Annotated in this window: 11 protein-coding genes; 7 read left to right on the top strand and 4 right to left on the bottom strand. The window is 57.8% G+C overall.

Annotated features, from left to right (window positions below; translation table 11 throughout):
• The first annotated feature begins 220 nt into the window (after nt 1-220).
• From INF61_RS17250 to INF61_RS17240, 3 genes are all read left to right on the top strand, one after another.
• On the top strand, nt 221-1762 hold the full coding sequence (locus INF61_RS17250) for a peptide MFS transporter (RefSeq protein WP_015572174.1): 1542 nt from the start codon (nt 221-223) through the stop codon (nt 1760-1762).
• Between the two features lie 61 nt (nt 1763-1823).
• Nucleotides 1824-2858 carry a Gfo/Idh/MocA family oxidoreductase gene (locus INF61_RS17245; RefSeq protein WP_193547944.1) on the top strand — a complete coding sequence of 345 codons (1035 nt, stop codon included), beginning with the start codon at nt 1824-1826 and terminating at the stop codon, nt 2856-2858.
• Nucleotides 2859-2908: 50 nt separating this feature from the next.
• A complete protein-coding gene (locus INF61_RS17240; RefSeq protein ID WP_017692930.1) occupies nt 2909-3130 on the top strand; it encodes a zinc ribbon domain-containing protein in 222 nt (73 codons plus the stop codon).
• Here the strand turns inward: INF61_RS17240 and INF61_RS17235 are convergent.
• From INF61_RS17235 to xseA, 3 genes are read right to left on the bottom strand one after another with little or no spacing between them, the layout of a single operon-like run.
• Nucleotides 3127-3477, bottom strand: coding sequence for a protealysin inhibitor emfourin (locus INF61_RS17235; RefSeq protein ID WP_006811517.1), 351 nt, complete (start codon nt 3475-3477; stop codon nt 3127-3129). The genes INF61_RS17240 and INF61_RS17235 overlap by 4 nt on opposite strands.
• Nucleotides 3478-4497 (bottom strand): M4 family metallopeptidase, encoded by a 1020-nt coding sequence (locus INF61_RS17230; RefSeq protein ID WP_017692931.1) that lies wholly within the window; start codon nt 4495-4497, stop codon nt 3478-3480.
• 58 nt (nt 4498-4555) lie between these two features.
• On the bottom strand, nt 4556-5929 hold the full coding sequence (xseA, locus tag INF61_RS17225; protein ID WP_017383521.1) for an exodeoxyribonuclease VII large subunit: 1374 nt from the start codon (nt 5927-5929) through the stop codon (nt 4556-4558).
• A 159-nt stretch (nt 5930-6088) separates the two neighbouring features.
• Between xseA and guaB the strand changes: the two genes are divergently transcribed.
• Nucleotides 6089-7555: an IMP dehydrogenase gene (gene guaB / locus INF61_RS17220; protein ID WP_003860601.1), complete on the top strand. Its 1467-nt coding sequence runs from the start codon at nt 6089-6091 to the stop codon at nt 7553-7555.
• 67 nt (nt 7556-7622) lie between these two features.
• Nucleotides 7623-9200 (top strand): glutamine-hydrolyzing GMP synthase, encoded by a 1578-nt coding sequence (gene guaA, locus INF61_RS17215; protein WP_006811514.1) that lies wholly within the window; start codon nt 7623-7625, stop codon nt 9198-9200.
• A 101-nt stretch (nt 9201-9301) separates the two neighbouring features.
• Here guaA and INF61_RS17210 read toward each other — a convergent pair whose 3' ends face one another.
• Nucleotides 9302-9655, bottom strand: a complete 354-nt coding sequence (locus INF61_RS17210; RefSeq protein WP_015572178.1) for a helix-turn-helix domain-containing protein — start codon at nt 9653-9655, stop codon at nt 9302-9304.
• 337 nt (nt 9656-9992) lie between these two features.
• Here INF61_RS17210 and INF61_RS17205 point away from each other — a divergent pair, with 337 nt between their 5' ends.
• Both INF61_RS17205 and oqxB read left to right on the top strand, forming a co-directional pair.
• Nucleotides 9993-11168 (top strand): efflux RND transporter periplasmic adaptor subunit, encoded by a 1176-nt coding sequence (locus INF61_RS17205; protein ID WP_023295135.1) that lies wholly within the window; start codon nt 9993-9995, stop codon nt 11166-11168.
• Nucleotides 11169-11191: 23 nt separating this feature from the next.
• The gene (oqxB, locus tag INF61_RS17200; protein WP_017692935.1) at nt 11192-14344 is read left to right on the top strand and encodes a multidrug efflux RND transporter permease subunit OqxB; all 3153 of its coding nucleotides are present in this window, start codon (nt 11192-11194) and stop codon (nt 14342-14344) included.
• The last annotated feature ends 28 nt before the right edge of the window (nt 14345-14372 follow it).

The following is a 14372-nucleotide window of genomic DNA, read 5'->3' as shown; positions in this document are numbered from 1 at the left end:
GTCAATCACTATTCGCTTTTAACCATGTTTATATCTAAGAAAGTAGACAATCATCGAATTTTCGTCTTAAAGTCCAGGGTTCGGTACTAGACAAAACTAGCGCCTGGTTATCAAATGGTTAACCAACATTTCGCCGCATGTAAAAAATCGATCGGATACGTAACCGTTCGGCGTACATGCTGGTGTTTACAAGCACGACACATACCTTTTCGGGAGAATTATGCAATCCTCTGTTAATCAAAAAGAGAGCCGAACCTTCTTCGGCCATCCTTATCCGCTCGGTTCGCTGTTCTTCACCGAGATGTGGGAGCGTTTTTCGTTTTACGGTATTCGCCCGCTACTGATTCTGTTTATGGCCGCCACCGTCTATGACGGCGGGATGGGCCTGGCGCGTGAAAACGCCTCGGCGATTGTCGGCATCTTTGCCGGCACCATGTACCTCGCTGCGCTGCCGGGCGGCTGGCTGGCGGATAACTGGCTCGGCCAGCAGCGGGCCGTCTGGTACGGTTCGATTTTGATTGCGCTCGGGCACCTGTCGATCGCCCTGTCGGCCATCATGGGCGACAACCTGTTCTTCATCGGCCTGATGTTTATCGTGCTCGGCTCCGGCCTGTTCAAGACCTGTATCTCGGTCATGGTGGGGACACTGTACAAAAAGGGCGATGCGCGTCGTGACGGCGGTTTCTCGCTGTTCTATATGGGCATCAACATGGGCTCGTTCATTGCCCCTCTGATTTCCGGCTGGCTGATCAAAACCCACGGCTGGCACTGGGGCTTTGGTATCGGTGGTATCGGGATGCTGGTCGCCCTGATTATCTTCCGCGTGTTTGCCGTTCCGGCCATGAAGCGCTACGACAGTGAAGTCGGTCTGGACTCCACCTGGAACAGTCCGGTAGTGAAACGTAACGGCGTGGGTGCCTGGCTGCTGGCGCTGGCTGTGGGTGTTGCAATCATCGTAACGTTGATTGCCCAGGGCGTGATTGTGATTAATCCGGTCGCGGTCGCCAGCGTGCTGGTGTATGTGATTGCCGCCTCCGTCGCGCTCTACTTCATCTATCTGTTCATCTTCGCCGGGCTGAATCGCAAAGAGCGCGCAAGGCTGCTGGTGTGCTTTATTCTGCTGGTCTCCGCCGCGTTCTTCTGGTCCGCGTTCGAGCAGAAGCCAACCTCCTTCAACCTGTTCGCCAACGACTACACTAACCGCATGATCGGTGATTTTGAGATCCCGGCGGTGTGGTTCCAGTCGATCAATGCCCTGTTCATCATTCTGCTGGCCCCGGTATTTAGCTGGGCATGGCCGAAGCTGGCGAGCAAAAACATTCGTCCGAGCAGCATCACCAAGTTCGTGATCGGCATTCTGTGCGCGGCGGCGGGCTTTGGCCTGATGATGCTGGCGGCGCAGAACGTGCTGAGCAACGGTGGGGCAGGGGTTTCTCCGTTCTGGCTGGTGGGCAGTATCCTGATGCTGACGCTCGGGGAACTGTGCCTGAGTCCGATTGGTCTTGCGACCATGACCCTGCTGGCGCCGGAGAGAATGCGCGGCCAGATGATGGGCCTGTGGTTCTGCGCCAGTGCGCTGGGTAACCTGGCTGCGGGGCTGATTGGTGGTCACGTGAAGGCCGACCAGCTGGATATGCTGCCAGACCTCTTTGCCCGTTGCTCCATTGCGCTGCTGATTTGTGCTGCGGTGCTGATCGTCCTCATTGTTCCGGTGCGCCGCATGCTGGAAAATGCGCAGACTAAACCGGCCGCTAACGCCTGATAAACCTCGACCTTGCCGGGGTGGCGTTATGCCCCGGCAATTGACTTAACGAGGTAAGAACATGCTGTTAGGGTTTGTTGGGCTTGGTGCTGTGGTTGAAACGGCTTACTTACCGGCAATACGAAATCTTTTTCCTGATACTCCGCGCTGTTTAGGTTTTGATATTCATTCCGAGAAGCAGCCTGAAGGGGTCACACGTTGCGCGTCGCTCGGTGAACTTCTTTCCCACCCGCTGGATACCCTGTTTATCACCACTTCCTCCCTGTACCATCTCGAGGTACTTGAGCAGGCGCTGGCCTCACCCGCGTCGCGTATTGTGGTAGAAAAACCGATTGTCGCCACGCTGCCCCAAATTGAAAAACTGAAAGCGCTGCTGGCTCAACCGGGAGCCGCCGACCGCGTGCTGGCGCTCGATCACTGGATGGCGCGTCTCGATAGCGTAAAGCAATCACTGGTCGCTCATGTTTCTGACATCGTCAAAATCGAAGGTTTTTTGCAGGAGCCAAGCGGGTATAACGCCGAAGGAGAGCCCATTGCGCTCAACTTCGCCACCGGCGAGCCAGACGCGCGAATGCTTCGCCATCCAGATGGTGTGATTCTGGATATCGGTACGCACGTGCTGGCGATGCTGCGTGAAACGGTGCGTTACCTGGGCGGCAGTGACGATATGACGTTGCAGGTGGTGACAGCAAAAGACCGCCTGGGCCGCGAAATCGCAACGGGCGATCTGACCACGGCGGAAGGCGAGGCGCATTTGCAGGGAAGCATCAGCGGCGTGCCGGTGGACATCTGGCTTAACAAATACGCGGGACCTGCGGGTGGGCAAAAGGGATTACGCTTCCATTTGCGCGACGGGCGTATCGTCAGCCACGACCGACGCGGCGCAGAAGATGTGCTGGAGCTGATTAAGGGTAAAGAAATTCAGCGCTGGCATATTCCCGGTACGATCTACGAGCATTGCCTTGCGGAGCATATTTTGGGGGCAAAAAGTTTCTTTGAACGGGATCCGCACCAGGTGAGCCGCACGACGCGCCGGAGGGTCGAGGAGGTGACGCTGCTGCTGACCTTACAGCAACAGTTGCGTGGCCCGCACTGAACGCGACGTGGTAAAATTATCGCAGACCTGAACGCTTTGAAGGAGTCACCATGACGATTACCTGCCCGGATTGCCAGACACCGCTGGAGCCCCTGAACGGGGTAGCGCACTGCGAAAATTGTAATAAAGATATCGCGCTCGAAGCCCGCTGCCCGGAGTGTCATCAGCCACTCCAGGTACTAAAAGCCTGCGGTGCGGTGGACTATTTTTGCCAGAACGGCCACGGTCTTATCTCTAAAAAACGCGTGGAGTTTGTTCGGGCTGAAGGTTAATCGCACACGCAGCCTTCACCTTTCTGCCACAGTTCCACCAGCGACTCGGGTGCTTCCTGCTCGGGTACCAGCACGATGATATCGGCGTAGTGCGCCTGATTTTGGCCGGTCCAGATAATCTGGATGCGGAAATAGCGCTGGTCACCGCTGCCGGGGGAAGAGGCTTGCCCGGGCGGCTGGCCGCGCGGGAAAGCCTGCTCAAGAATGCTCACCAGGCGCTGGCGCTGGGCCTCATTAAGCGAGGAGAGCGCAATGGTGCGCTGGCCGCTCAGCTTAGGGATAAAGGCGACGCCGCCTTCCCGGGCCAGCTCAACCACGGCGTCATCCGTCAGTTCCGGAACCTGCATTTACAGTACTCCCACCTGTTCCCAGGCTTGTTTAATGGCCGCCCCAACGTCGCTACCGGAGCGTTTCTCGCCGTGCGCGATCGTCAGTTTTGCAAAGGCATCAAAATCCGCATCCTGCGCCAGGTTGCGATCGCAAACCGTGTCGTACCAGGCATAACCCGCTTTTTCCCAGGCGTAGCCACCGATCGCCGTTGCGGCCAGGTAAAACGCGCGGTTGGGGATGCCGGAGTTAAGATGCACGCCGCCGTTATCCTCGCGCGTTTTGATGAAGTCTTTCATGTGCGCGGGCTGCGGGTCTTTGCCGAGCAGCGGATCGTCGTAGGCGGTACCGGGTTCAGACATGGAACGTAGCCCTTTCCCGTTGATACCCTCCGCCAGCAGACCCTCGCCAATCAGCCAGTCTGCTTTATCGGCGGTTTGCTTAAGATGGTATTGCTTCACCAGCGAGCCAAACACGTCTGACAGCGACTCGTTCAGCGCGCCCGACTGTTCAAAATAGATCAGTCCGGCTTCGGTCTCGGTCACGCCGTGGCTCAGCTCATGCGCCACCACGTCGATGGCAATGGTGAAGCGGTTGAAGATTTCTCCGTCACCGTCGCCAAAGACCATCTGCTGGCCGTTCCAGAAGGCGTTCTGATATTCCCGACCATAATGCACGGTGCCGGTGAGGATCAGCCCTTTGTTATCGAGCGAATCGCGCTGATATTCTTTCCAGAAGAAATCATGGGTGATACCCAGATAATCGTACGCTTCATCCACCGCCACATCGCCGTTGGAGGGCTGGCCTTCATAGCGCACCTGGCTACCCGGCAGCTCCTGGGTCTGTTTCGCATCGTAGATGTCACGCTCAAGCTGACCGGCTTTATTCACATGCGGCGCGGCGGGTTTGCCCGGCATATGGGCCATCAGCGTCTGGACGTGGGTTAAGGTCTGACGGGCGCAGCGCTGCTGCGGCTCAGAACCGCTTTCGATAATTCGACGAAGAATATACGGAGGGATGACGCTATGAAGATGGGGCATGCTGCTCTCCTTATTAAAAAAGGCAATAGCAGCAGTATAGTTTGTAACCGGCGAAGATTTATCCGCTTTTACGCTGGCGCGTTTTTTTCACCGGTTTGATCTCTTTCACCTCACTCTCGACCCAGCCGTCAGAAAGCCGGGTGGTGAGCACATCCCCGGCTTTAACCTGTTTCGTTTGTTTCAGCACTTTGCCGTCCGTCGCGGTGGTCACACTATAGCCGCGAGCCAGCGTGGAGAGCGGGCTGACGGCTTCCAGATGGGTGACCGCATTGCCGAAACGCTCGCGCGTGGTGCTCAGGCGTGAGCGGATATTTTCCGCGAGGCGGAACTCAAGCTGCTGGATACGCGTTTGTGCGCGATAAATCTTCGGCTGCGGGTTTTGCTGGTTCAGACGCTGCGTGACGCGCTGCTGGCGAGCTACCGCCCGCTTAAGCTGGTTATCCAGCGCGAAGTTCATCCGCTGACGCAGACGTTCCAGCACGGTTTGCTGACGCGCCAGACGCAATTGCGGATGCTGCTGTTGCAGACGATGGTGAAGCTGGGTAAAGCGGCGGGTACGGTTGGCGAGGAAGTAGTCCATCGCCATCTCCAGGCGCTGCTGCCCGTTCTGGATCTGACGCAGCAGCTCCAGCTGGTTACGGCTGACTACCTCTGCCGCCGCGGACGGCGTGGGCGCGCGTAAATCCGCGACAAAATCCGCAATCGTTACATCCGTTTCGTGACCGACGGCACTTACCACCGGGATAAGGCTGGCAAAGATTGCCCGCGCCACGCGCTCGTCGTTAAAGCTCCAAAGGTCTTCCAGCGAGCCGCCGCCGCGCCCAACGATTAATACATCACACTCCTGACGGGCATTTGCCAGTTCAATCGCGCGCACGATCTGCCCCGGCGCATCGTCACCCTGAACGGCAGTTGGGTAAATAATGACGGGCAGGGAAGGATCACGGCGCTTCAGAACGTGCAAAATATCGTGCAGGGCCGCACCGGTTTTCGAGGTAATGACCCCAACGCAGTGAGCGGGTGAGGGCAGGGGCTTTTTAAACTGCTGGTCGAACAATCCCTCAGCCGAAAGCATGGCTTTGAGCTGCTCGTACTTCTGTTGCAGCAAGCCTTCGCCCGCGGGCTGCATGCTCTCGACGATAATCTGATAATCGCCGCGCGGCTCATACAGGGTAATGTTGGCGCGAACCAGAACCTGCTGGCCATGCTGAGGACGGAACGTCACGCGACGGTTGCTGTTGCGGAACATCGCGCAGCGCACCTGAGCGGTGTCGTCTTTCAGCGTAAAGTACCAGTGACCGGAAGCAGGCTGCGTGAAGTTAGAGATTTCACCGCTGATCCAGACCTGTCCCATTTCCTGCTCAAGCAGCAAACGTACCGTCTGATTAAGGCGGCTGACAGTATAAATTGAGGGGGATTGAGAGGATAACATGTGAGCGGGATCAAATTCTAAATCAGCAAGTTATTCAGTCGATAGTAACCTGCTGAGAGGTGAGCGCAAGCATTTTTTTCAAAAAAGTGTGGATGCAATCGGTTACGCTCTGTATAATGCCACGGCAATATTTAACCACCCAGGTCAGAGATATTGCCCATGCTACGTATCGCTAAAGAAGCACTGACGTTTGACGACGTCCTCCTCGTTCCCGCTCACTCCACCGTTCTGCCGAATACTGCCGACCTCAGCACGCAGTTGACGAAAACCATTCGTCTGAACATTCCTATGCTCTCCGCAGCAATGGACACCGTGACTGAAGCGCGTCTGGCTATCGCCCTGGCACAGGAAGGCGGCATTGGCTTTATCCACAAAAACATGTCTATCGAGCGTCAGGCGGAAGAAGTTCGCCGCGTGAAGAAGCATGAATCCGGTATCGTGTCCGATCCTCAGACCGTTCTGCCAACCACCACGCTGCACGAAGTGAAAGCCCTGACCGAGCGTAACGGCTTTGCAGGCTATCCGGTAGTCACTGAAGACAACGAACTGGTGGGTATCATTACCGGTCGTGACGTGCGTTTCGTGACTGACCTGAACCAGCCTGTCAGCGTCTACATGACGCCAAAAGAGCGTCTGGTGACCGTGCGTGAAGGCGAAACCCGCGACGTGGTGCTGGCGAAAATGCACGAAAAACGCGTTGAGAAAGCGCTGGTTGTGGACGCGAACTTCCACCTGCGCGGCATGATCACCGTTAAAGATTTCCAGAAAGCAGAACGTAAACCGAACGCCTGTAAAGACGAGCATGGCCGTCTGCGCGTCGGCGCTGCGGTTGGCGCAGGTGCGGGTAACGAAGAGCGCGTTGACGCGCTGGTTGCTGCGGGCGTTGACGTGCTGCTGATTGACTCCTCCCACGGCCACTCCGAAGGCGTTCTGCAACGTATTCGTGAAACCCGTGCTAAATACCCGGATCTCCAGATCATCGGCGGTAACGTGGCAACCGGCGCAGGCGCTCGCGCGCTGGCGGAAGCGGGTTGCAGCGCGGTGAAAGTGGGTATCGGTCCTGGCTCTATCTGTACCACCCGTATCGTCACCGGCGTAGGCGTGCCGCAGATCACGGCGGTTTCTGACGCGGTTGAAGCGCTGGAAGGTACCGGTATTCCGGTCATCGCGGACGGCGGTATCCGTTTCTCTGGCGACATTGCCAAAGCGATCGCCGCAGGTGCCGCAGCCGTGATGGTGGGCTCCATGCTGGCCGGTACCGAAGAATCCCCGGGTGAAATCGAACTCTACCAGGGGCGTTCTTATAAATCCTACCGCGGTATGGGCTCCCTGGGCGCGATGTCTAAAGGTTCCTCTGACCGTTACTTCCAGACCGATAACGCCGCAGACAAACTGGTGCCGGAAGGTATCGAAGGTCGTGTGGCGTATAAAGGCCGCCTGAAAGAGATCATTCACCAGCAGATGGGCGGCCTGCGCTCCTGTATGGGTCTGACCGGCTGTGGTACCATTGACCTGCTGCGTACCAAAGCGGAATTCGTACGCATCAGCGGTGCGGGTATCCAGGAGAGCCACGTTCACGACGTGACGATCACCAAAGAGTCCCCGAACTACCGTCTGGGCTCCTGATAAATTTCCGCGCCCGGCTCAATGCCGGGCGCTTTGTTTTGTTTCACTTGCCTCGGAATTAGCGTCAATGACGGAAAACATTCATAAACATCGCATTCTCATCCTGGACTTTGGTTCTCAGTACACTCAGCTGGTGGCGCGCCGCGTGCGTGAGCTGGGCGTTTACTGTGAGCTGTGGGCGTGGGATGTCACGGAAGCACAGATTCGCGAGTTCAATCCAAGCGGCATCATCCTGTCCGGCGGCCCGGAAAGCACCACCGAAGAGAACAGCCCGCGTGCGCCGCAGTACGTGTTCGAAGCGGGCGTACCGGTGTTCGGCGTTTGCTACGGCATGCAGACCATGGCGATGCAGCTGGGCGGCCACGTAGAAGGCTCTAACGAGCGTGAGTTCGGCTACGCACAGGTTGAAGTCGTCACCGACAGCGCGCTGGTGCGCGGTATCGAAGACTCCCTGACCGCAGACGGCAAACCGCTGCTGGACGTGTGGATGAGCCACGGCGACAAAGTCACCGCTATCCCGTCCGACTTCGTGACCGTTGCCAGCACCGAAAGCTGCCCGTTCGCGATCATGGCGAACGAAGAAAAACGCTTCTACGGCGTGCAGTTCCACCCGGAAGTGACCCACACCCGTCAGGGTATGCGCATGCTGGAGCGCTTCGTGCGTGACATCTGCCAGTGCGAAGCCCTGTGGACCCCGGCAAAAATCATCGACGATGCCGTGGAGCGTATCCGCCAGCAGGTTGGCGATGACAAAGTGATCCTCGGCCTCTCCGGCGGCGTGGACTCCTCCGTGACCGCGATGCTGCTGCACCGCGCCATCGGTAAAAACCTGACCTGCGTCTTCGTGGACAACGGTCTGCTGCGTCTGAACGAAGCCCAGCAGGTTATGGACATGTTTGGCGACCACTTCGGTCTGAACATCGTTCACGTGGAAGGCGAGCAGCGCTTCCTGGACGCGCTGAAAGGCGAGAACGATCCGGAAGCGAAACGTAAAATCATCGGTCGCGTGTTCGTGGAAGTGTTCGACGAAGAAGCGCTGAAGCTGGAAGACGTGAAGTGGCTGGCGCAGGGTACCATCTACCCGGACGTGATCGAGTCTGCGGCCTCCGCAACCGGTAAAGCGCACGTCATCAAATCTCACCACAACGTGGGCGGCCTGCCGAAAGAGATGAAGATGGGCCTGGTTGAACCGCTGCGCGAGCTGTTCAAAGACGAAGTGCGTAAGATCGGTCTGGAACTGGGTCTGCCGTACGACATGCTCTACCGTCACCCGTTCCCGGGTCCGGGTCTGGGCGTGCGCGTGCTGGGCGAAGTGAAGAAAGAGTACTGCGACCTGCTGCGTCGCGCGGACGCTATCTTCATCGAAGAACTGCACAAAGCTGACCTGTACAACAAAGTGAGCCAGGCGTTCACCGTATTCCTGCCGGTTCGCTCCGTCGGCGTAATGGGCGATGGCCGCAAGTACGACTGGGTTGTCTCCCTGCGTGCGGTGGAAACCATCGACTTCATGACCGCGCACTGGGCGCACCTGCCGTATGACTTCTTAGGCCGCGTGTCTAACCGCATCATCAACGAAGTGAACGGTATTTCCCGCGTGGTGTATGACATCAGCGGTAAGCCACCGGCGACGATCGAGTGGGAGTAAGCCCATAACCTTTCCTGCGAAGTTATAAGCAGGTAAGACTGATAAAACCCTCTGTTTACAGAGGGTTTTTCTTTTTGGCCGATATCCGGCCCGGCGGTGAACTACTGGCTCATCTGCCGCGATTCACGGCAGCCGATACTGCGTCGCCATGCGCCGGGTGCCTGACCATACTGACGCTTAAAGCTGCGGTTGAAGGACTGCTGAGAGTCAAAGCCCAGCGCGATCGCCACGTTCAGAATCGGTTCATCGCTGTGGGCCAGGCGCTCAACCGATTTTTGCAGCTTTTGCGCGCGAATATATTCGGCGAGAGGGGAGCCGGTATGTTCTTTGAAAAGCCGCTGGAGGTGCCATTTCGAATAGCCGGCTCGCCTGGAGACGGTTTCAATGTCCAGACGGCTATCGAGGTTGTTGTCGATCCAGTCGAGTAAATCGTGAATGAATGCACCCGTGTTCATTTTGCTTCCCCCTACGCCACGCATTAAAAAGCATCTTTGTTTGTTGCACTTAAAGGTGACCCGTTTTTACATTAATTGCAAGTTTTATTGTTGCATTTAAATCCCTTCTCAAAACGCGTGATTTATCTTCGCCGCAAATAGCACATAAAGTGCAACAATTATTCTTGCACTTAATTAAGCGCCTTCCTACAATCGCCGCGATAGTGTATTCGCAACTGTTACAGTTTTGTGGCGATGAACGACACAAATGGCCTTCAGCCAGCTACCGGACAAAGGAAGTGGCGCGGCGCCTCCCGCTGCGTCTTGCCCGGCGGCTACAATAACCGGAATAAAAATAATGAGCCTGCAAAAAACCTGGGGTAACTTTCATCTGAGCGCGATGGGGGTGGTTTTACTCTCCGCGCTTCTCGTCGGGTGCGATGACAGCGTCGCGCAAAATGCCGCGCCGCAAGCGCCCGTTGTCAGCGCTGCTGACGTGGTGGTGAAATCCATTAGCCAGTGGGACAGCTTTAACGGTCGCATTGAAGCGGTGGAAAGCGTTCAGCTGCGTCCGCGCGTCTCCGGCTACATTGAGAAAGTGAATTACACCGACGGCCAGGAGGTGAAAAAAGGCGAGGTGCTGTTCACGATTGATGACCGAACCTATCGCGCCGCGCTGGAACAGGCGCAGGCGAACCTGGCGAGAGCCAAAACGCAGGCCAGTCTGGCGCGAAGCGAGGCTAACCGTACCGATAAATTAGTCAATACCAACGTGGTGTCCCGCGAAGAGTGGGAGCAGCGCCGTTCCGCCGCTACCCAGGCGCAGGCCGATATTCGCGCCGCGCAGGCGGCGGTAGACGCTGCGCAACTTAACCTCGACTTCACCAAAGTGACCGCGCCTATCGACGGTCGCGCCAGCCGGGCGCTGATCACCAGCGGTAACCTGGTGACGGCGGGCGACAGCGCCAGCGTGCTCACCACCCTGGTCTCGCAGAAAACGGTTTATGTCTACTTCGACGTGGACGAGTCAACCTACCTTCACTATCAGAACCTGGCCCGCAGCGGGCAGCGGGTGTCCGGCGATCATGCGGCGCTGCCGGTGGAGATTGGCCTGACGGGCGAGGAGGGCTATCCCCATCAGGGCAAAGTGGATTTCCTGGATAACCAGCTCACACCGGGTACCGGAACGATCCGCATGCGCGCGCTGCTGGATAACTCACAGCGTCAGTTCACGCCTGGACTCTTTGCCCGCGTGCGTCTGCCGGGCAGTGCGGAATTTAAAGCCACGCTTGTTGACGATAAGGCGGTGCTGACCGATCAGGATCGTAAATATGTCTATATCGTGGATAAAGACGGGAAAGCGCAGCGCCGCGACATTACGCCCGGGCGTCTGGCCGACGGTTTACGTATCGTACAGCAGGGGCTGAATCCCGGGGATAAAGTCATCGTCGATGGTTTACAAAAAGTGTTTATGCCGGGTATGCCGGTTAACGCGAAAACCGTTGCCATGACCGCCAGCGCCGCCCTCAACTGATCCCTTACCTGAGAATCCAATCCATGGACTTTTCCCGTTTTTTCATCGACAGGCCGATTTTTGCCGCCGTACTGTCGATTCTGATTTTTATCACAGGATTAATCGCCATCCCGCTGCTGCCGGTGAGCGAATACCCTGACGTCGTGCCGCCAAGCGTGCAGGTGCGCGCCGAGTACCCGGGCGCCAACCCGAAAGTGATTGCCGAGACCGTGGCGACGCCGCTGGAAGAGGCGATCAACGGCGTTGAGAACATGATGTACATGAAATCCGTCGCGGGCTCCGACGGCGTGCTGGTGACTACCGTCACCTTCCGTCCGGGCACCGACCCGGATCAGGCGCAGGTTCAGGTGCAAAACCGCGTCGCGCAGGCCGAAGCGCGTCTGCCGGAAGACGTGCGGCGTCTGGGCATCACGACTCAGAAACAGTCGCCAACGCTGACGCTGGTGGTGCATCTGTTTTCGCCTGGCGGTAAGTACGATTCACTGTATATGCGTAACTACGCCACGCTGAAGGTGAAGGACGAGCTGGCGCGTCTGCCCGGCGTGGGGCAGATTCAGATTTTCGGCTCGGGTGAATACGCGATGCGCGTCTGGCTGGACCCGAACAAGGTCGCGGCCCGCGGGCTGACCGCTTCGGACGTGGTCACGGCGATGCAGGAGCAGAACGTGCAGGTGTCCGCCGGGCAGCTTGGCGCCGAGCCGCTGCCGAAAGAGAGCGATTTCCTGATCTCCATTAACGCCCAGGGCCGCCTGCATACCGAAGACGAGTTCGGCAACATTGTCCTGAAAACCACGCAGGATGGTACGGTCGTCCGACTGCGCGACGTGGCGCGTGTCGAGATGGGGTCCGGCAGCTACGCGCTGCGCTCCCAGTTGAACAATAAAGACGCGGTCGGGATTGGTATCTTCCAGTCGCCGGGGGCAAACGCCATCGATCTGTCTAACGCGGTACGCGCCAAAATGGACGAACTGTCCACACGATTCCCGGACGATATGAAATGGGCGGCGCCTTACGACCCGACGGTGTTTGTACGCGACTCGATCCGCGCTGTGGTGCAAACGCTGCTGGAAGCGGTGGTGCTGGTCGTGCTGGTGGTGATCCTGTTCCTGCAAACCTGGCGCGCGTCGATAATCCCGCTGATTGCGGTGCCGGTATCGGTAGTGGGCACGTTCAGTATTCTCTACCTGCTGGGCTTTTCGCTGAATACCCTGAGCCTGTTCGGGCTGGTGCTGGCGATTGGTATCGTGGTGGACGATGCCATCGTGGTGGTGGAAAACGTCGAACGAAATATCGAAGAGGGGCTCGCCCCACTTGCGGCAGCGCATCAGGCGATGCGTGAAGTGTCCGGACCGATTATTGCCATTGCGCTGGTGCTGTGTGCGGTATTCGTTCCGATGGCGTTCCTCTCCGGCGTGACCGGTCAGTTCTACAAGCAGTTTGCGGTAACGATAGCCATTTCCACGGTGATCTCCGCGATCAACTCGCTGACGCTCTCGCCAGCGCTGGCCGCGCTGCTGTTGAAGCCGCATGGCGCCCCGAAAGATTTCCCGACCCGGCTTATCGATCGTCTGTTCGGCTGGATTTTCCGTCCGTTTAACCGCTTTTTCCACCGCAGCTCGACTGGCTATCAGGGGCTGGTGGGCAAAACGCTCGGCCGACGCGGGGCAGTGTTCGTGGTTTATTTGCTGCTGCTTTGCGCTGCGGGCGTGATGTTTAAAGCCGTTCCCGGCGGGTTTATTCCGACGCAGGATAAGCTGTACCTGATCGGCGGCGTGAAAATGCCGGAAGGCTCGTCGCTGGCGCGCACCGATGCGGTGATCCGCAAAATGAGCGAAATCGGGATGAATACCGAAGGCGTGGATTATGCGGTCGCGTTTCCTGGCCTGAATGCGCTCCAGTTCACCAATACGCCGAACACCGGGACGGTCTTCTTTGGCCTGAAGCCTTTCGACCAGCGTAAACATACTGCGGCGGAAATAAACGCGGAGATCAACGCGAAAATCGCGCAAATCCAGCAGGGCTTTGGCTTCTCGATTCTGCCGCCGCCGATTTTAGGTCTGGGCCAGGGATCGGGCTATTCGCTGTACATTCAGGATCGTGCTGGTCTGGGCTATGGCGCGCTGCAAAACGCGGTGAACACCATGTCCGGGGCGATTATGCAGACGCCGGGGATGCATTTCCCTATCTCAACCTACCAGGCAAACGTTCCGCAGCTGGATGTACAGGTTGACCGTGATAAGGCGAAAGCGCAGGGCGTGTCGCTCACCGATCTCTTCGGGACGCTGCAAACCTATCTGGGCTCGTCTTATGTGAATGACTTCAACCAGTTCGGTCGCACCTGGCGCGTAATGGCACAGGCCGACGGGCAGTTCCGCGACAGCGTGGAAGATATCGCGAATTTACGCACCCGTAATAGTCAGGGTGAAATGGTGCCGATTGGCAGTATGGTGAAAATCACGACCACCTACGGTCCGGACCCGGTGATCCGCTACAACGGCTACCCGGCGGCGGATCTGATTGGCGATGCTGACCCGCGCGTGCTCTCTTCCGCGCAGGCGATGACGCAACTGGACGGTATGTCTAAGCAGATCCTGCCGAACGGGATGAATATTGAATGGACGGACCTGAGCTTCCAGCAGGCCACCCAGGGCAACACGGCGCTGATCGTCTTCCCGGTCGCGGTGCTGCTGGCGTTCCTGGTGCTGGCGGCGCTGTATGAAAGCTGGACGCTGCCCCTGGCGGTGATCCTCATCGTGCCGATGACGATGCTCTCCGCGCTGTTCGGCGTCTGGCTGACCGGGGGCGATAACAACGTCTTCGTGCAGGTAGGGCTGGTGGTACTGATGGGGCTGGCCTGTAAAAACGCGATTCTTATCGTGGAGTTTGCCCGCGAGCTGGAAATTCAGGGCAAAGGCATTATGGAGGCCGCGCTGGAAGCGTGCCGCCTGCGTCTACGCCCGATTGTAATGACCTCTATCGCCTTTATTGCCGGGACCATTCCACTGATCCTTGGTCACGGGGCAGGGGCAGAAGTGCGCGGCGTCACCGGGATCACCGTGTTCGCCGGGATGCTGGGTGTGACGCTGTTTGGTCTGTTCCTGACGCCGGTCTTTTACGTGACGCTGCGTAAGTTCGTGACGCGCGGTAAAGCGGAAAGAGAGGTGTTGCCTGCGTAGGACGTAGCAGATAGCAAAAAGCCGCCTT

This window comes from Enterobacter cloacae complex sp. P18RS, from assembly GCF_014982105.1.
GTDB lineage: Bacteria > Pseudomonadota > Gammaproteobacteria > Enterobacterales > Enterobacteriaceae > Enterobacter > Enterobacter hormaechei_C.
Note: the sequence above shows the minus strand (reverse complement) of the source record. Positions and strands in the feature narration are given on the sequence as shown.